The 18,347-nt window shown below is 35.8% G+C and carries 18 protein-coding genes; 13 read left to right on the top strand and 5 right to left on the bottom strand.

All coding sequences use genetic code 11. From position 1 onward, the window contains the following. The first annotated feature begins 138 nt into the window (after positions 1-138). The 4 genes from ACFOY7_RS03975 (at position 139) to ACFOY7_RS03960 (ending at position 3,883) form a co-directional block, all read left to right on the top strand. Positions 139-996 carry a methyl-accepting chemotaxis protein gene (locus tag ACFOY7_RS03975; protein WP_390249614.1) on the top strand — a complete coding sequence of 286 codons (858 nt, stop codon included), beginning with the start codon at positions 139-141 and terminating at the stop codon, positions 994-996. Between the two features lie 853 nt (positions 997-1,849). Next, on the top strand, positions 1,850-2,713 hold the full coding sequence (locus ACFOY7_RS03970) for an RNA polymerase sigma-70 factor (RefSeq protein WP_390249768.1): 864 nt from the start codon (positions 1,850-1,852) through the stop codon (positions 2,711-2,713). A gap of 40 nt (positions 2,714-2,753) precedes the next feature. After that, positions 2,754-3,194 (top strand): carboxymuconolactone decarboxylase family protein, encoded by a 441-nt coding sequence (locus ACFOY7_RS03965; RefSeq protein WP_390249612.1) that lies wholly within the window; start codon positions 2,754-2,756, stop codon positions 3,192-3,194. Between the two features lie 131 nt (positions 3,195-3,325). Then, the gene (locus ACFOY7_RS03960; RefSeq protein ID WP_390249610.1) at positions 3,326-3,883 is read left to right on the top strand and encodes a thioredoxin family protein; all 558 of its coding nucleotides are present in this window, start codon (positions 3,326-3,328) and stop codon (positions 3,881-3,883) included. Between the two features lie 52 nt (positions 3,884-3,935). On the opposite strand, the gene ACFOY7_RS03955 is transcribed toward ACFOY7_RS03960, so the two are convergent. Then, positions 3,936-4,523, bottom strand: coding sequence for an NAD(P)H-dependent oxidoreductase (locus ACFOY7_RS03955; protein WP_390249608.1), 588 nt, complete (start codon positions 4,521-4,523; stop codon positions 3,936-3,938). Positions 4,524-4,640: 117 nt separating this feature from the next. Between ACFOY7_RS03955 and ACFOY7_RS03950 the strand changes: the two genes are divergently transcribed. Next, the gene (locus ACFOY7_RS03950) at positions 4,641-5,075 is read left to right on the top strand and encodes a MarR family winged helix-turn-helix transcriptional regulator (RefSeq protein WP_390249606.1); all 435 of its coding nucleotides are present in this window, start codon (positions 4,641-4,643) and stop codon (positions 5,073-5,075) included. A 42-nt stretch (positions 5,076-5,117) separates the two neighbouring features. Here ACFOY7_RS03950 and ACFOY7_RS03945 read toward each other — a convergent pair whose 3' ends face one another. Further along, positions 5,118-5,900, bottom strand: coding sequence for a glucose 1-dehydrogenase (locus ACFOY7_RS03945; RefSeq protein WP_390249604.1), 783 nt, complete (start codon positions 5,898-5,900; stop codon positions 5,118-5,120). A 192-nt stretch (positions 5,901-6,092) separates the two neighbouring features. On the opposite strand from ACFOY7_RS03945, the gene ACFOY7_RS03940 reads away from it, so the two are divergent. The 8 genes from ACFOY7_RS03940 to ACFOY7_RS03905 all read left to right on the top strand — a co-directional run bounded on the left by ACFOY7_RS03940 (position 6,093) and on the right by ACFOY7_RS03905 (position 14,031). Beyond that, entirely contained in the window at positions 6,093-6,329 is a 237-nt protein-coding gene (locus tag ACFOY7_RS03940) for a hypothetical protein (protein WP_390249602.1), read from the top strand. A gap of 326 nt (positions 6,330-6,655) precedes the next feature. Continuing rightward, entirely contained in the window at positions 6,656-7,030 is a 375-nt protein-coding gene (crcB, locus tag ACFOY7_RS03935) for a fluoride efflux transporter CrcB (protein ID WP_390249600.1), read from the top strand. Then, complete coding sequence (crcB, locus tag ACFOY7_RS03930; RefSeq protein WP_390249598.1) at positions 7,027-7,395, top strand: fluoride efflux transporter CrcB; 369 nt, start codon at positions 7,027-7,029, stop codon at positions 7,393-7,395. The genes crcB (ACFOY7_RS03935) and crcB (ACFOY7_RS03930) overlap by 4 nt, the downstream gene beginning before the upstream one ends. Positions 7,396-7,462: 67 nt before the next feature. Further along, the gene (locus ACFOY7_RS03925; protein WP_390249596.1) at positions 7,463-8,272 is read left to right on the top strand and encodes a polysaccharide deacetylase family protein; all 810 of its coding nucleotides are present in this window, start codon (positions 7,463-7,465) and stop codon (positions 8,270-8,272) included. A gap of 144 nt (positions 8,273-8,416) precedes the next feature. Further along, the gene (locus ACFOY7_RS03920; RefSeq protein ID WP_390249594.1) at positions 8,417-9,409 is read left to right on the top strand and encodes a sugar-binding protein; all 993 of its coding nucleotides are present in this window, start codon (positions 8,417-8,419) and stop codon (positions 9,407-9,409) included. Beyond that, positions 9,409-10,839, top strand: coding sequence for a sensor histidine kinase (locus ACFOY7_RS03915; protein ID WP_390249592.1), 1,431 nt, complete (start codon positions 9,409-9,411; stop codon positions 10,837-10,839). Before ACFOY7_RS03920 ends, ACFOY7_RS03915 begins: the two co-directional genes overlap by 1 nt. Further along, complete coding sequence (locus ACFOY7_RS03910) at positions 10,836-12,392, top strand: response regulator transcription factor (RefSeq protein WP_390249590.1); 1,557 nt, start codon at positions 10,836-10,838, stop codon at positions 12,390-12,392. The genes ACFOY7_RS03915 and ACFOY7_RS03910 overlap by 4 nt, the downstream gene beginning before the upstream one ends. 238 nt (positions 12,393-12,630) lie before the next feature. Beyond that, on the top strand, positions 12,631-14,031 hold the full coding sequence (locus ACFOY7_RS03905; RefSeq protein WP_390249588.1) for a sugar porter family MFS transporter: 1,401 nt from the start codon (positions 12,631-12,633) through the stop codon (positions 14,029-14,031). 55 nt (positions 14,032-14,086) lie between these two features. Here the strand turns inward: ACFOY7_RS03905 and ACFOY7_RS03900 are convergent, their stop codons facing one another. From ACFOY7_RS03900 to ACFOY7_RS03890, 3 genes are all read right to left on the bottom strand, one after another. Continuing rightward, positions 14,087-15,178 carry a GerAB/ArcD/ProY family transporter gene (locus ACFOY7_RS03900; RefSeq protein WP_390249766.1) on the bottom strand — a complete coding sequence of 364 codons (1,092 nt, stop codon included), beginning with the start codon at positions 15,176-15,178 and terminating at the stop codon, positions 14,087-14,089. Between the two features lie 312 nt (positions 15,179-15,490). Next, complete coding sequence (locus tag ACFOY7_RS03895; RefSeq protein WP_390249586.1) at positions 15,491-16,711, bottom strand: Ger(x)C family spore germination protein; 1,221 nt, start codon at positions 16,709-16,711, stop codon at positions 15,491-15,493. 15 nt (positions 16,712-16,726) lie between these two features. Further along, complete coding sequence (locus ACFOY7_RS03890) at positions 16,727-18,310, bottom strand: spore germination protein (RefSeq protein WP_390249584.1); 1,584 nt, start codon at positions 18,308-18,310, stop codon at positions 16,727-16,729. Positions 18,311-18,347: the final 37 nt, after the last annotated feature.

Raw genomic sequence — 18,347 nt, 5'->3', positions numbered from 1 at the left:
AGACTAGTATAACATGAAATTAGACAGTGTTTTTCTACTCAGGTGGAGGCCTTATAAAGAAGAGGTAGATAATCAGATTAAAGAAAATGGCTAGGTAAACCGATATATAGGAGGTATATTAAGAAAGGTAGTGGAAATATGGAGACAAATATAGAAGAATACGATCCATTAATTCAAGCATTTGTGAGGGTGGGCCCGTTACTGCAATCATTAATAAACGATGATATAACAATTGGAATTTATGATACGGAAAAACTAATCATTAACTATCCTGCACAAAATTTCTCGCTGAACGTTCATCCAGGTGACCCGCTTGTAGACGGGGATATTGTGACAAAGGCTATTAAAGAGAATAAGAACCAAGCAGCAACAGTACCTCCGGAATTATTTGGTGTTCATTTAATAGCGAGAGCTATTCCAATTAAAGACGAATCAGGTAATGTAATTGGGGGCATTGGGGTTGGACAAAGTATTGAAGATGCACAACGTTTAAATGAGATTTCTGATAACATCTCTTCTGTAATGGACGAAATAACAAACACAGTAGAACATATGGCTAAAGCGATTTCCACACTTTCGGGAAACATTCATCTTGTTACAGAAAAAGCTGATACAGTGAGAAATAGTGCTGAAACAATTGAAAAAATGTCTAGTGTTGTTAAAGAAATCGCAGAACAAAGTAATTTGTTAGGTTTAAATGCAGCGATTGAATCTGCACGAGCAGGAGAACATGGAAAAGGCTTCGCAGTAGTAGCTGGTGAAATTCGAAAAATGGCTACAAATTCTAAACAGCAAGTAACAGAAATCCAGTCGATAACAAGTGGAATTAAAGATGCGATTAAAAACCTAAATGACCATATACAAAATGTAAATGACCAATCAGATTCGCAAGCGGCTTCCATTCAACAACTTACAGCAACTATGGAAGAGATTAATTCAAATATAAAAATATTAGCAAACCTTGCACAGAAAAACGTGGCATTAAAAGACAAATAGAAGAATGTTTGGAACAGTAACCAATTATAATATTCAACAAAGAGAATTAGTTGATAATGTACCTAGAATAAAAAATCCGCATAACAAGAAAAGCAGACAAATAATATTGTTAATGTCTGCTTTTTTTTATAGCGTTAACTTTTTGTAAGGGGTTTAATAGATCTACAGCTCAAGATGTTTTTTCAATTGGAAGAAATAGATAGGAAAAAGTCATTTCCTTTAGCCTTTCGTTGTCTTTTCAATAACTAACAACACGGTAGTGTAGTAGTGAGGAACAAGGAATCAGCTAAATCACCTATTAATATCAATGGAAATAGATATTAAAATAATTAGGCACTGGCTATTTTATTTAAGGCATAAATGAAAGGAATTTCCATATTTATTGGGTGATAGTGTGTTATTCTATTGTATTACGATTGGTTTATTTTTGATGGCAATGGGAATGGGAGCAACTATTAGTGAACGGATAAAAAGGTTCCTGGTTGCATGATCTTACAAGCAGAGTATATGATTGCATTAATGGCTGTGTTAGCAACTTTTGGCTAATTTATGTTATCCTATTTTGATGTTGTTCCGTTTCGGCAATTGGGGGTTTGTACTTGCTTCGAGAGAGCCAATTCTTACGGGGAAATATTCACTTGAAAGTGCAAACTGTGTAATAAAACTAATGATATAGCAAAAACACTTTTCTATTTTGGAAAAGACATAGATAAAGAGATTGTTGAAGATGGTAAAAAATTTGAATTGCCTGTTCATCGCTTAAATCGTCCAGTGTTAGTGCAGCTTTATGAAAATAAGTGGAGATATTTATAAAATCTGGTGTATACAGAAAGCTGGTTAAACCGTGAATACAATGATGTATGAAAAATACAAGCCACTGCTTTTTAGCATTGCTTACCGAATGCTAGGTTCGATTAAAGATGCGGAAGATATTGTCCATGATGTCTTTGTTCAATTAGAAACTATCAATCTCTCACAAATTGAAGATCGAAAAGCTTACCTAACGAAAATGGTGACAAATAAAAGTTTGAATTTACTTCAGACCGCTTGGAAAAAGCGAGAAGTGTATCCAGGGGAATGGCTGCCAGAGCCAATTGTGAGCATTGATGATAATGATCCATTAGATAAATTACTCAAAGAAGAATCTATTTCCTATGCTTTTCTTGTTCTCTTGCATCAGCTGACAGACTTAGAAAGATGTGTATATTTATTGAGAGAAGTACTTTCTTACGATTATCGGAGCATAGCAGAAGCGCTTGACCGGACAGAAGAGAGCTGTCGTAAAGTATTCAGTAGGGCAAAGCAAAAGCTAAGGGAGAGAAAAACTAGCAAAAAACAAAATGTTGATACTGCAGAAGAGTTAGCTTCACTTTTTTTAGAAGCGATTGAGAAAAGTGATTTTGATTCTTTTATATCTCGATTGATGGAAGATGTCGTACTTGTGACAGACGGTGGTGGCAAGGTGCGATCTGCTATGTACCCTATTTATGATAAACATCGTGTGTCCGCCTTTTTACAAGGGATTTATAAAAAAGGTTCATTCGAAGGTGTATATAGTTTAGTAAATGTTAATGGGGAAATTGGTATCCTGCAACGAAAAAATGGGAGACCTGTTAAACTGATCATGTTTGATAATCGTGAAACAGGTGTGCAAAATATTTACATTGTAATGAATCCTGATAAATTGAAAGAAATAGGTCACAAATTCCCCTCTTAAATTGTTTTATCTGTGAAAGACAATTTAAGGAGGAGTTAAAATGGAACCAAGAATTAATTATCTGGAAGTTGCGCCAGGACTAGTGAAGCAATTAAAGCAATTGGAAATGTATAAAAAAGAAACAGATTTTGATGAAAAGCTGATCGAATTAATCAAAATTCGCGCATCTCAGATCAATCAGTGTGCCTATTGTATTAATATGCATACAAAGGATGCAAGAAAGCTAGGAGAAACAGAACAAAGAATTTATTGTTTGAGTGCCTGGCGAGAAACTAACTTTTATACAGACAAAGAAAGAGCTGTTCTCGAATTAACAGAAGCTGTAACAAAGATTTCGGAAAATGGGGTACCTGATCATGTATATAAGAAGGTCCGCCAGCATTTTGATGAAAAGCAATATATGGATTTAGTTGGTTTAATTATTACGATTAATTGCTGGAATCGATTAGCAATATCGAATAATAATGTTCCAGATGAATAAGCGCCTTAAGGATGAGGGATATAATGATATCCTCATCCTTTTTTAATTCTGCAGACGATAATCCAAGCAAACCTTAGAATTTTACAAGCCGTATGAAAGAATATTAATATGAAAAGAAAAGAGGTGATAAGGTGAAAACAGAAAAGCAATATTTTGCAGAAGGCCGATCGATTCAAACATATATGGATGAGATGAGTACGTTAAAGCAGGAAAGTATGAAAGTGTATCAGGAATTCCAGCTGCCTAATGATGACTTCATCGATTTATTAAAACAACAATCATTACGCTTTCTAATAATCACAGAGGATTGGTGTGGTGATGCGATGATGATCAATCCAGTTATTCGAAAGGTAGCAGAAGCAGCGGATATTGAGACTAGAGTAACATTACGAGATACAGATACGGATTTAATTGATCGCCATCTTACAAACGGAGGCAGGGCAATTCCTATTGTACTGATCTTAAATGAGGAAGGTGAATGGATCGGTAAATGGGGGCCAAGAGCACCTGAAGTGCAGGAAATTGTAAATGAACTCCGCTCAGAGCTTCCGTCAAAAGAAGACCCTGCTTTTGAGGAAAAGCAAAAAGAAATGATTGCAACATTACAAGAAAGGTATGTAAATGAACCAAAGCTTTGGTCATATGTTTATGAAAGCTTTAAGAATACATTAAGTCAGTTGATTAAATAAAGTAAGAAATGCAGGCTAATCTTTTAGTGCAGCCTGCATTTAACTTTAATAGTTAATTTTTCATTGTAAGAAAAAATTGATATACCTTATTCAATTTTTGCTGATGTTTTCCATTTGGAAGTTCCATACTTCCAAACTCAAAGAATTTTACTTTCTTAATACCGACGAAATTTAATACTGCCTTTTTCATCAATGCCTTATGGGCGTTATGCAATAAAAATAATGGGTAATGAGAAGGCCCTTTCATTGTTGAAATACAAACCGCTTTTTTTCCTTTCAATAAACCATCAGATAGATATTTCCCTTTTGCTTTATAGGCGAAATTCGCAGCAAATAGCTGATCAAAGTAACCAAGCAGCATTGCAGGAGGTCTCCCCCACCAGATAGGATAAATGAAGACAATTTTATCAGCCCAGAGAATTTGTTGCCGATATTGCTCCAAAGCAGGATCTTGATGCATATCTCGCCTTTTCTTTGTTTCATTAAAAACAAGAACAGGATTAAAGTTTTCCTGGTAAAGATCTAGAACCTTTAATTCCTTAATCGCATGATTTCCTGTGCTAGCAGCAATAACCTTTTGTAAAAAAGCATAAGATAGGCTCTTGTGATTGGGGTGTGTATACACGATTAAAACATTCATCAACTATCACCTTCTATTGTTATCATTTGACAACAATATAACTTACATTTATTTTGTTGTCAATTGATAATTGTTATTTGTTAACTATTTTGCTATCTTGATTAAGAGGTGATTAGAATGGAACAAAAATCATTATTTGAGAACTTTATTTCTTTTTCAACAAATGTCCACCGCATAACCCATGAATTAACACACGAATGTAAACCTGATAGTTTAACACCTGTTCAATATAGCATTTTAGAAATAATAACTGTAAGTGATCCAATGACTTTAAGTGAAATAAGTGATTGTCTTCGTATCTCTTTGCCAAATGCTAGCCGTGAAGTGAGAAAACTAAAGGAAAAGAATCTAATATTTAAAAAGAATGATCTACATGATAAACGAAAGCAATACATTCAGTTGTCAAAGGATGGAAAAAAACTGATGGATGCTGCCTTTCGGTCTATCGAAGCGAAGTTTCAAAATCTTATTAGGGGGATGACACAAACAGAAATGGAAGAATTAGGTGTGGCGATGAATTTGGTTCAAGATCGATTGATTGATAATAAATAAAAACTTGGCAATGATAATTCATTCGCCAAGTTTCTATCATTTTTAGTACTTATAAGATTGCCCACCATCAATTGGAATAACAGTCGCATTAATAAAGTCTGCCTGATTGGATAACAAGAATGCCGCAAGGTAGCCTACTTCTTCTGGTTTTCCAAAACGCTTCATAGGGTTGACACTGACAAATTCCTTTCCAGCTTCTTCCCAGTTTTCACCACCTAGTTGTTTCAATGAGCCTTCTACCATTGGTGTCATAATTGCCCCTGGTGCGATTGCTTTAATGCTCACACCGTACTGACCATATTCAATACCTGAGTTTTTCGTTAATCCAACAACACCGTGCTTACTTGCGGCATAGCCTGATTGATTACCTACCCCGCGAATACCTCCAACAGATGCTGTGTTAACAATAGATCCAGATCCCTGCTTCTTCATTACTTTGAGGACATATTTCATCCCGTAGAATACTCCATTTAAGTTTATGTCCACCACTCGCTGGAATTCATCAATACTATAGTCTTCTGTTAAGTTTTGCTTTCCTTCAATTCCAGCATTATTGAAGAATCCATCAATTTTACCGAATTTATTTACTGTTGTATCAACATAATTTTTTACTTCCTCTTCTTTTGCTACATTTGCCTCAATTAATTCAACTGTTGCTTCTGGAGTTTCAGTAAGTATTTCTTTTTTACTTTCTTCTAAACCTTCTTTGTTCAAATCAACTAGTACTAATGTCGCACCCTCTTTTGCAATTTGCAATGCTGTTGCTCTGCCAAGACCTGAACCGCCACCAGTAATAAGCACTACTTTGTCTTGAAAACGTTCCATCTCCATCTGCTCCTTTTCCGTTAAATTCACTTCTTAATATGTTAAAATAATTACTATCTATACTCGCTGTAAGTTATTATAAAAATAAATTCAATCATCAAGATCGGTTTAATTGTTGAATGATTACACACTTTGTTTAATTGTGTTGATTTCTAAAAGGGTATAAGATTTGGTATCTGAAAATATGGAAATATGGACTATTTTGATTTATTTTTAAAAGGTGATACAACCCCCCAGCATATATCAAGACTTACAAAAGCTTTATTCGAAGTGCTAAAAGAGAATTTTGTGTTTACGGCAAAAGATGAGGAGACGATTAACTCTATAGAGAGCAAGTTATATATGGCACATGGTACAGTGGGAATTGTTATGGATGGGATAAAAATGGCTATGATCTTACGCCAGATGAGATATCAATTAGTTGATTAACATTTTGCATACATTCGCAAATAATTTAGTGATCGTTAATGCCAGAAATTGAACTTTCAAAATAAGGAGGTTAGTGATTATTAATATATTTAGTTATCGGTCAAATGCGATTTGATCAGCATGAGGTCATGGAGCTTGGAAGGGAGATGTAAATCAACTTCTATTTCCGTCTCTGATTTTGAGCAAGTTATTTGTGCTGGAAAAAAAGTTTGTATAATAATTAAATAGGTAATTAAGTTCCCGTTAAGGGAAATACGAGGCTCCTGTCAGCACCAACCCGACTGGCAGGGGCTGCTTTTGCTTTTTTTATAAAAAGGAGTGTTCCAATGATTTATTTATTGGTAGGTTTAGCTGGTTTTATTGGTGCAGTGCTAAGATATTTAGTTGGATTACCTTTTACCAATGGTCCCATTATTTTTCCCTATGGGACATTAATCGTCAATTTAGTTGGGAGCTTTTTGCTGGCGTATTTAACATCTGTTCTATTTAAAAAGTGGTCGATCCCGGTCATCTATCAAACAGCGATTGGTACAGGCCTTGTTGGATCTTTTACTACATTCTCCGCATTGAGTGTAGAAACAGTGACATTATTACAACATAACCAAGTCTTTCCCGCATTTATTTATATAGTTATTAGTTTGGCTGGAGGACTATTAATGAGCAGGATAGGGCTTCGATTTCGAAAGGAGGAAGGGGCATGACTTCTGTTCTGTTAGTAGGGTTAGGCGGTTTTTTTGGTGCGGTAAGTCGTTATATTGTTAGTCAATGGATGAAGAAAAAGTTTACCTCCTATCTACCTGTTGCAACCTTGATTGTAAATCTATTGGGTTCATTTTTATTAGGCCTTATTATAGGAAGTGATTTAAGCAATATCACAATTCTTTTATTAGGAACAGGGTTTATGGGAGCTTTCACAACTTTCTCTACCTTTAAGTTGGAGGCAATTCAACTTCATATAAACAATAGAAAAAAAGAATGTTATATTTATCAACTGATAGGTTATGGTGGTGGAATTATTCTGGCATTTTTGGGGATTGTGTTGGGGGAGTTTTTTACATTAATTTAGAGCCTTTTTTTGCAATTTTTGTTATAATGAATAAAATGTAACCGCTTAAAAAAGGAGCTGAATGCAGTTGCCGCAAATTACAATGAGTTTTCCAGAAGGGAAACATAAAGTACTAACGATGAGTTATGATGACGGGAAAGCCGCCGATCAGCGGCTGGTTGAAATCTTCAATAATAATGGAATTAAAGGGACTTTTCATCTTAACTCGGGTTTGCTTGGCAAAGGGGACCGAATTCCAGAGAGTGAGATTGAAAAATTGTATCAGGGTCATGAAATATCAGCACATACTGTCACACACCCTACGATAGCTAGGTCACCTAAAACTCAATTGATTGAGGAAGTAATCGAGGACCGAAAAGTATTAGAGAAAATTGCAGGTTATACTGTTAGAGGAATCTCATACCCAAATGGTTCTTACAATCAAGCAATAAAAGAGTTACTTCCACATTTAGGAATCGAGTATGCACGCACAGTGAACAGTACGGAAAGTTTTGCAATGCCTGATGACCTGATGGAATGGAATCCTACTTGCCATCATAACAGGAACTTAACGAAACTGGCCGATGATTTCGTTAACCTTCATAAGAAACAATATTTATATATGTTTTATGTATGGGGACATAGCTATGAATTTGATCATGATCAAAATTGGACCATTATGGAGGAATTCTGTCAGTTTATCGGTAACCGCGAAGACATATGGTATGCAACAAATATAGAAATTGTTGATTATTTACATGCTTTTCAAAATCTTAGATTTTCAGCGGATAGTCAATTTGTATATAACCCGTCAGCTATGTCTGTCTGGTTAAGTATAGATGAACGTATTACGGCTGTTAAGGGCGGGGAACAAATCGAATTAAATAAATCTCTTTAAATGAATGCACCTGCTTATGTGGCGGGTGCTTATTTATTTGCGAAACTTGTGTAAAGAGGCTTTTGGATTTCCGGATAGATGAATGGTAGTATAAAATGGATTCTATGAGGTTAAAATTTTCCCGGAGAATGATAGGAGGAACTTATGAAACGAAAATATATAATTTATCTAGCACTTTCGGTCAGCTTTATCCTATCTATTAGTTTCTCTTTCTATTATTACACCCAGGCGCTAAAATATGGCCAGCAAATAGATGGGGGCAAAGACAACCAATCTGCTATACCGGCCTATCACTTTGCACTCATTGGTGAAGAAATGGATCATGATTATTGGCGGTTAGTAGGGGAAGGTGGCAAAGATACGGAAGAGAAATATGATGTTTTTGTAGAATATACAGGACCAAGAAGGTCTAATCCAGAAGAACAATTGGAATTATTAGATATTGCGATAAAGTCGAAAGTTGACGGTATAATTGTCCAGGCACTTAACGATAATTTCTTGCCAATGATTAATAAGGCAGTGAATGAAGGAATCCCTGTTATTACCATTGATACAGATGCACCAGACAGTAGACGCTCAACCTATATAGGAACAGATAATTACGAAGCAGGCCGGCTTGCTGGAAAAACATTAGTAGAGGATACAAATGGTGAAGCCACAGTAGGCATCGTAACAGGGAGCTTCGATAATGCACACCATCAACTGCGTGTACAAGGCTTTCGTGAGATGGTAAAGCAAGAAGAAGGAATAAAGATTGTTGCTATTGAAGAATCGAATATTACTAGGGTAACAGCAGAAGAGAAAACGCATCAAATGTTAAAAGAATTCCCGGAAATTGACGCATTGTATGGCACGAGTGCGTTAGATGGAGTTGGTATGGCACAAGCTATGGAATCATTACATTTGAAAAATGACGAAATGTACCTGATTGCCTTCGATATATTACCTGAAAATGTTGAACTAATGGAACAAGGTATCATAGATGTATTAATCGAACAAAAGCCATATGAGATGGGGTACCACAGTATTGAATTAATGTTGGATTTGATGAAGGACAAACCTGTAAAGGATACCTATTATACAGATGTTAACGTCGTTCGGGTACAAGATTTAATAAAGAAGCGTGATGGTTTATGATGAAAATACGAACGAAACTGTTAATTTACTTTGGTGCAGTTTTACTATTGGTAATTGTTATGTTTTTCGTAAGAGAACAAAACACTGAAAGAATTATTAAGCTTCATAATGAGAGTACAGATCATTATTTATTGTTAAACCAATTGACAAGTAAAACAGACCACACGTTTCAATCATTGCAGATATATGTCCATGAACCGATTTCTGAAAACCTGGATTACTATCAAGTAGAAAAACAGCAACTGATAGAGCTTCAACAGGAATATGATCAATTAACAAAGCAAGGAATTGAAAAAAAGAACTACCTGAATATTTTGGAAAGTTTCCTTGAATATAGTGACAAGACCGTCCGAGCAGTAGACAATGAAGATGTGGAACAATATTCCTATACTTTAAATGAAGCCGATATTACAGCAGATTATATCCATGAGAAAACATTGGAACTATTAAACGAAGAATTAACTGCATACCAAGAATATATTACGTTAGAGGATAGGAGAATTTCCTTTACTAAAAATATGGGGACAGCTACATTTATCTCCATAATAATTCTCAGCGTACTTTTTGCTGTCTGGTTCTCTGATGGTATAACCAGAACAATTACAAAGTTAACAAATGCAGCAAAGGAAATATCTTCAGGTAACTATACGGGGAAGGATGTAGAAGTTTCAACAAAAGATGAGTTATGGATCTTAACTGATACATTTAATGAAATGAAACATAATGTGTTAGAGTCTGTCAATGAAGTAAAGGAAAAGGCGAGGTTAGCACAATTATTAAAGGAAATGGAACTTAGAAGTCTCCAAAACCAGATTAATCCACATTTCTTATTTAATACATTAAATACGATTTCAAAAACTGCTTACATTGAAGGAGCAGAGCGGACTAGTGATCTAATTACATCGATATCATCATTATTACGCTATAATATTGGAAATATGGATAGAGACACAACGATTAAGGATGAAGTGGGGATTGTGAAGGAATATTTTTTCATTCAGGAAAGCCGGTTTGGTGATCGTGTAACATTTCATTTAACTATTGATGAGGATTGTATGAATAAACCTATTCCGTGTTTAACGCTCCAGCCTATTGTGGAGAATGCATTTGTGCATGGCATCGAAGGAATGGCGGAAGGAGCTAGAATTGAATTAGATGTGTATCAATGGGAACACAACGTCTGCATTGACATTAAAGATAATGGGATAGGAATGGATAAATCCGCGATAAAACGGATATTAGGAAAAGATGATAGCGATGAACAGGTATCTGCAACTGGTTCTGGTCATTCAACAGGGATAGGACTCAAGAATGTTATCGATCGATTAAAGCTATTTGATAAGGATAGCGAATTTTCTATTGAATCAGAGCCAAACAAAGGGACAACCATTCATATTCGATTATCCTGGACAGAAGGTGATGTAAATTGATCAAAGTTATGCTTGTTGATGATGAGGCAATTGAAAGGGAGGGTATTCGTCTTATACTTGAGAGAAACCGGTCCAATACAGAGATTGTAGCAGAGGCACAGAATGGGAAAAAAGCGATGGAACTGGCTAAACTGCATGAGCCGGACATTATCTTTATGGATATTAAAATGCCTGTAATGGATGGTTTAGAAGCAACAAAGGGGATTTTATCACAATTTCCTAACACGAGATGTATTATGGTCTCTGCTTATGACACCTTTCAATATGCACAAGAAGCGATGAGATTTGGTGTGAAGGAATATTTATTGAAGCCAAGTAAAGTGACAGAAGTGTTAGAAGCATTTGACAGAATGGTGGAAGAAGTTCAGTTAGAAAAGAACCAAATGAAAGAAGAGGAGGCCATTCGCCATAGATTAGAACAAGCGAATACCTTAATGGAAATGGAATTTATTGTTTCCCTCATGCTGGACCATGTTCATGACTTTAGTGATTGGAAAAAATGGCTTGATATTGAAGAGGATATGAAGGGATTTGCAGCAGTTTTTTCATTTTCTTCAGAAGATTTAAACCCTGATTACAATCAGAAAAGTGAATGGTATAGCGTGCTGAAACGATCGTTAGAAGCGCAGGATCTTAAATGTTTTATTGGTCCTTTCACTAGTTTCCAAGTTGCTGTATTTGTCAGATTGAATGGTAATGAAGCTATAGAGGTGCAAGAAGATTTCGCCAAGTCAGTTATTCGTTCATCGGCAAATACTATGAGAAATGGCCATTTAGTTGCCGGTGTTGGAACAACGGTGACAAGTGTAAAGAATTTCTCTCAATCATACGAAGAAGCGATCTATGCACTTGCATTAGTACAAAACCACTCGCATGCCAATTATTTAGTATATAGCAGGAAATTGGAGGAACGAAGAAAGGAATTTGTTCCATATGAATTAGAAAAGGAAGTACTAGAAGCGGTTCAAAAAGGGGACCAGCTGAATAGTATGTTAGCGTTTGATCAATATTTCCAATGGGTGCAGCAAAATTGGGATTACAGTGTGAAGGATGTACAAAAGGCAATCGAGAACTTCTTCATTATCTTAACAAGGTCGACCCAGGAGTTAGGCATTAAACGAGATCATCACATGTCTTTCCAGCAATATGAAACAAACATGCAATTGAAAGAAGCAGCAAAAGCACATCTCTTAACAATTACCAAGCACATAATTGATTGGCGAACAGATGGTGTACAAGGACTGCTGATACAAGCAAAAGAGTATGTAAAACATCATTTCCATCAAACAATCACTTTAGATGAAGTGGCAGAGCAAGTGAATCTTAGTTCCTATTATTTAAGTAAACTCTTTAAGGAGTCTTTTGGTGTAACATTTATAGAATATCTGACAGAGCTTCGAATGAATAAGGCGAAAACTTTCTTGTTAAATGGCGCAACACCGTTAAAAGAAATTGCGCTGAATATTGGCTATAAAGATCCAAATTATTTTAGCCGGGTGTTTAAAAAAGAAGTCGGATTAAGTCCAAGTGAATTCCGTCATAAATATCAATAATCGAAAACAACGATCATCAAGTATGTTCGTTGTTTTTGTTTTTATGTCCGGGCAAGCACAAAAAAGTCTAGCATTTAACAAAATAGTGAAGATGAATACGCTTTATTGGAAGTGCATTCATGGTATCTTTAATACAAGTAATAAGAGAAGGAGTGCTTCTAAGTAAGTGAAATAATTTGGGGTACTATTTCTCTATTGTATAAAAAGAAAACGATATCAATAAAAGTGAGGGGTTATTATGGGTAAGAAACATTCTTTATGGTATGTCATATTAATTGCTGCTGCGGCTGGTATGGCAGGTTTATTATATGGTTTTGATACAGCAGTTATTTCAGGTGCGATTGGTTATTTGCAAGAATTGTATGATTTAAGTCCGGCAATGGAAGGCTGGGTTATATCTTGTGTCATGATTGGCGGTGTCATTGGTGTTGCGCTATCTGGATTCTTAAGTGATAAGTTCGGACGGAAAAATATATTAATGGTTTCCGCAATATTTTTCATCATATCTGCATTGGGATCAGCATTGGCTGTTGACGTAACAACATTAGTACTTGCTCGAATTCTTGGTGGATTTGGTATTGGTTTCGCATCTGCATTATCTGTGACGTATATCAGTGAATGTGCGCCGCCAGCAATTCGCGGGCGATTAGGGTCAATGTATCAGCTATTCACAATCCTTGGTATTTGTGCAACATTCTATATAAATTATGGTGTAGCGAACAGCGGTACCTATGAATGGGGACTTGAGATCGGCTGGCGTTGGATGCTGGGGTATGGTACGATTCCAGGGATTATTTTCTTAGTTCTGCTATTCTTTATTCCCGAGAGTCCAAGATACCTTATTCAAAAAGGAAAAGATCAAGAAGCATATGACATTTTAAAGCGAATTAATGGAGAAGAAATTGCTAAGAGAGAAGAGAAGGATATTAAAGCTTCAATCAAAGTAGAACAAAGCAGTTCAGCGAAAGAATTATTAAAACCAGGATTACGAATGGCAATGGGTGTAGGGGTTTTCCTTGCATTGTTTAATCAAGTTATTGGAATGAATGCGGTGACATATTATGGACCTGATATCTTCCGGAGTGTCGGTTTTGAAAATAATACAGAATTTCTGGCAACAAGTATAATTGGAAGCGTTCAAGTAATCTTTACAGTTATTGCGATTCTTCTAATTGATAAACTGGGCAGAAAGAAATTGATGGCAATTGGTTCCAGTCTAATGGCAATATTTATGCTGTTAATAGGCAGTGTGTTTTACTTCTCCCCGGCTAATGCAGGAATATTGCTAATAATTATGATCGCTGGCTTTACTGCATCTTTCTGTATATCGATGGGACCTATTCCATGGATTATGATTCCGGAGATTTTCCCGAATCATCTACGTGCAAAAGCAGTAGGAATTGCAACGATCTTCTTATGGGGCGCTAACTGGGCAATTGGACAATTTACCCCTGTTCTTATTAATAATATGGGTAGTGCATTTACATTCTGGATGTTTGCTGTAATCAATGTGATTTGTTTCATATTCGTTATGACTATCGTACCAGAAACGAAGAACAAATCGTTAGAAGAGATCGGAGAGATCTGGAATTCGAAAGCTGCGAAAAAGAAAGAGAAAACATACGGAAAAATGGCATAGTATTTGAAATCTTCTAAGTACCCGCAGAGCTTTCTCTAGCGGGTATTTATCATGCTCATGGCCCTTTTTCCCGTTTACTTTTCATCACAGAAATTAACAAAATACAAATTGGTAAAATGATAGTAAATAAAACCGAAAAGACAAGATAGGGACCATAAATAAATGTAAATACATTAAATGTCGTAGGAATCAAAATGACGGAACCTAGGAATAAAAGCAATGCTAATGGGATAGATAATGTTTTATGATTTTTTAATTTAAGTAAATAACTCATACCATTTGATAAAATGTAAAAGGTGATACTAATCTTGAAGAAAATAGTAAAAAACCAAATAAATGCAACAAGGATCTCCACCCGTTCAAGGAAATTGAATAAACTTATCCTTTGCCCTAAAGCGTATATGGGATAGGTATAATGTGTTGTCGCTTTTACACCTAAAACAACAATACAAGCAGTGGTAATGACCAGGAGCAGCAAACCACTAATAAACGCGCCTAAGAGTAAACCTTTCTGGGCATTTTTTGGATGAGTTACTTTATGTGTAATGCCGAGAAGAATAAATAGTTCCATAAAGGTAATGACAATAATTGGTATTGTCCCAACGAATGTATCCAATCGATATAGTTGAAAAACAGGCTGGATATTTTGCCAATTTGCTTCCTTCATAACAAGTAATGTGAGAAGCAATGTAGACAGCATAGTAAAAGGGAAGAATACCTCAGCAGTACGACCAATCACCTCAATACCATGTCTGATTGCGATTAGAGTGGTACCAATAATGATTAGTTCAATTGCTTGTTCAGGTGTACCCATTAAAATTTGCAATGACATAAAATCACCAATTGCCCATAAATTGGCGGATGCATTTGTGAAGAGGTAACCGTTGAATAAGACAATGATAATAACTCCAAACCATTTGCCGAAAGTGTCTTCAATTAAACAGAAAATATCCCTTTCTGCTTGATGTTTAATAATCAAACTATACATAAAGACAATCAACATTCCAAACACAATGGAAAAGAAGACAGTCAGCCAACCGTTTTCCTTCCCAAAGCCAGTAGCGATTGTAGGGATGAATATTATGGATGCACCAAGTGTATTCATGATAACTAATATGGTAAATTGCTTACCATCAATCTTTTCCATCACTGAATTTCCTCCTAAATAAGGATTATAAAAACGTAGAGATTTTTGAATAGCTTTAAGAATTATGTATGATGAAAGCTATTCAACCATTGTCTTAAAGGCTCAGAGATTGGCTTTGTAATAAAATCTAAAATATGAATTAAATAAGGGAATTTAATTCCAAATATATGCAAAGTTATGATTGTGACAGCAAAACACATAAAAGTGGTGAATATAACCATGTCCTTCTTTGCTTTTAATTTCCATAATCTCTTTCCTTCTTTATAAAGAAAGATAGAGCTTATTGACCAAAATAAAATAGCGTTCAGCATATTATTTCCCTTCTTTTGTCTTTTTCTTTATGTCATTATATATAGGTGTAGTAATCATCCCCGATTGTTCTATTTGAATCGTAACATTTGCTTTTACATCTGTTTCTTGAAACAATGCTACCCAGTTATTTTTTATTTTTTTCCATTCTTGTGGATCGGAACGGCGAATAGCGGCACCAAATCCGAATATATCACTCTCATATTCCTTAGCTGCACTGACACTACTATTAATTAGGTCCACCGTTTTTTGTTCGAGCTTTTTTTCGACCTCTTTCCGTTCTTTTGTATTGGTTAAGTCTATCGGGCATTCAACGTCTCCCACATTTACTGCTATGTTAAGATCCAGATTTATTTGAGGTTTCCCTTTTTTGATCGATCCTTTTATCTTCGTTTCACTGTTGATAACCTCTAGTGTAATTGTTCTGTCATCGTCGCCGTCCCCGCAGTTAACCCATCCTACCGTACTGTTAATATTATTTGTAATATAATTAAATCCCTTACTCTGGTCTTCGTTTAACCAGCCCAATAATTTATCTCCTCTAAAAACACCAGTCCCATCTAGACGAATTTTAGCAGGAGTATCTGCGCTTTCCACATTTCGCATACTCTTTCCTTCATCAGGATTTCCTTGAACATATATGCCAGTCAGAATAGCATCTTTTCCTTCTGTGGAGATTGATTCTATCAGTTCATTTAATAATACCTCTTTAGAAGGTGCCCAATTGTCCTGGGAAGATTCAATGCTTGAAGAGATTTTTTGTGCCGGGATTTTTTCTAAAGGTGTTAAGATGCTAATTAAATCTTCAGCAGTTAAGCCTTTGGCGATGGCTATCGTGAAGTCTGTTCGCAATTCATGATCTCTTATTAAGAAATCTAATGTCTCACCAATTCCTTCTCGTGCGAATTCCTCCCCATAAATAAGGATTTGAAGATGGCTGAGATGCACTTTTCTTGGAGAGATTTTCGTTATTTTTCTAACTGCTTCAAACATGGTTCTGCCTGTAGCTGAATAAGTCGCCACACTAGACCTGGATGAGATTTGGTCCCCGGCAATTTCACTGGGGTTTACTACTTGTATGGTTACTTTAAATCCATTATTTTCATCTTTATCAATAGCCAGTGCTGTTGCTAATGTAATGTCTGTTAACTCTCTCGCACTCCAGCAACCACTTAAACTAAGGCAAATGATTAACGAGATAAAAAGTCTAAGCAAAATTTTCATGATGCAATCCCTCTTTTATTCTTTTCTATCAGGCTGTGGCTGTCCTCCAATTTCCCGTTTCGTGTTGCGTTGGTTAATAAGTCTTGGTCTTTTCTTTTGTGCCCATCTTGGTGCACGGAAAACGGCATCTCTTTGATCTTCTGCAATAAAAGGTGCAAAGGGTGATAAATAGGGGATTCCAAAAGAACGTAAACTAGTTAGATGTAATGTCAATATGATTAATCCAATAAATATCCCGAACATACCGAATGTTGCTGCCATCACCATAAAAGGAAAGCGAAGCATCCTGACACTAATGGCTAAACTATAACTGGGAAAGATAAAACTGCTGATTGCAGTTAAAGAGACTACGATAACCATTGTTGCAGACACGATCCCTGCATCTACCGCTGCTTGCCCTAAAACGAGTGCGCCAACAATAGAAATAGCTGACCCTATCGGAGTGGGTAATCGGAGCCCGGCTTCTCTTAATAATTCAAAGGTGATTTCCATTAGAAGCGCCTCAACAAATGCAGGAAATGGAATTCCTTCTCTCTGTGCGGCTATGCTGACGAGCAGGGTTGTTGGTATCATTTCCTGATGAAATGTTGTTAAAGCAATATATATGGAAGGTGTTAATAATGCTAAGAAAAATGCAATATAGCGTAAAAGTCTAATTAAGCTGGAAATATCACTTCTTTGATAATAATCCTCACTTGCTTGAAAGAAATCGACAAAGAGTGCTGGTACCAGTAAAACAAATGGAGTCCCATCAACTAAAATTGCTACTTTCCCCTCTAACAAGCCTGCACTGATTGCATCAGGTCTTTCGGTATTAAACATTGTCGGAAAAGGGGTATATGTTTCATCTTCAATGAGTTCCTCTATATATCCACTCTCTAAGATACCATCTATATCAATTTTAGCTAATCTGGCCTTTACCTCATCGACTATTCTTGGATTAACAATGCCATGAATATAGGCAATCGTTACTTTTGTCTTTGTTTTTCTTCCATAAGCGAATGACTCCAACCATAAATTGGGGTCTTTAATTCGCTTTCTAATTAATGCGATGTTTACACTAATTGTTTCTGTAAAAGAGTCTTTGGGACCACGGACAACTTTCTGTGTTGTTGGTTCCTCTACTCCACGTTCCTTTGCGCCCCTTGCCCCTACAGCAAATCCTTTGGCAATCCCATCAATCAGTAATATCGTGTCACCGGCTAATAAATGTTCCAGTAAATCTTTGAAATTCTTGATTTCAGTTAATTCGGCCGTCGTAATGGTGAAGTCCTTAATATATTGGTATAATTCCCGAACATCTGGTACGTTTTCGTCTGATTTCGTTTCTCTAAGATCATTAATTAATGGATTCAAAAGATAATTTTGAATGAATTCCTTATCAATTAACCCATCTAAAAAAAGAATCCTTGCATTGATTGGTTTAATTTTGCCTAACTGAAATTCCCGTGTTACTAAATCAGAACTATTACCTAAAAGGCGATAGATCTCCTTCTTATTATCTTCAAGTTCATTCGATAATTTCACATCATATTCCGAAGAGATGTTATTGATATCTATCTTATTTTTATTAGATGTTTTTCTTAATTTTTGTTTCATATTTATCAACTATCCTCTATACAGTTATTGGCATCTT

It is taken from the genome of Gracilibacillus xinjiangensis, assembly GCF_042651765.1.
GTDB lineage: Bacteria > Bacillota > Bacilli > Bacillales > Amphibacillaceae > Gracilibacillus > Gracilibacillus xinjiangensis.
This window is presented reverse-complemented; position numbering and strand designations above follow the sequence as displayed.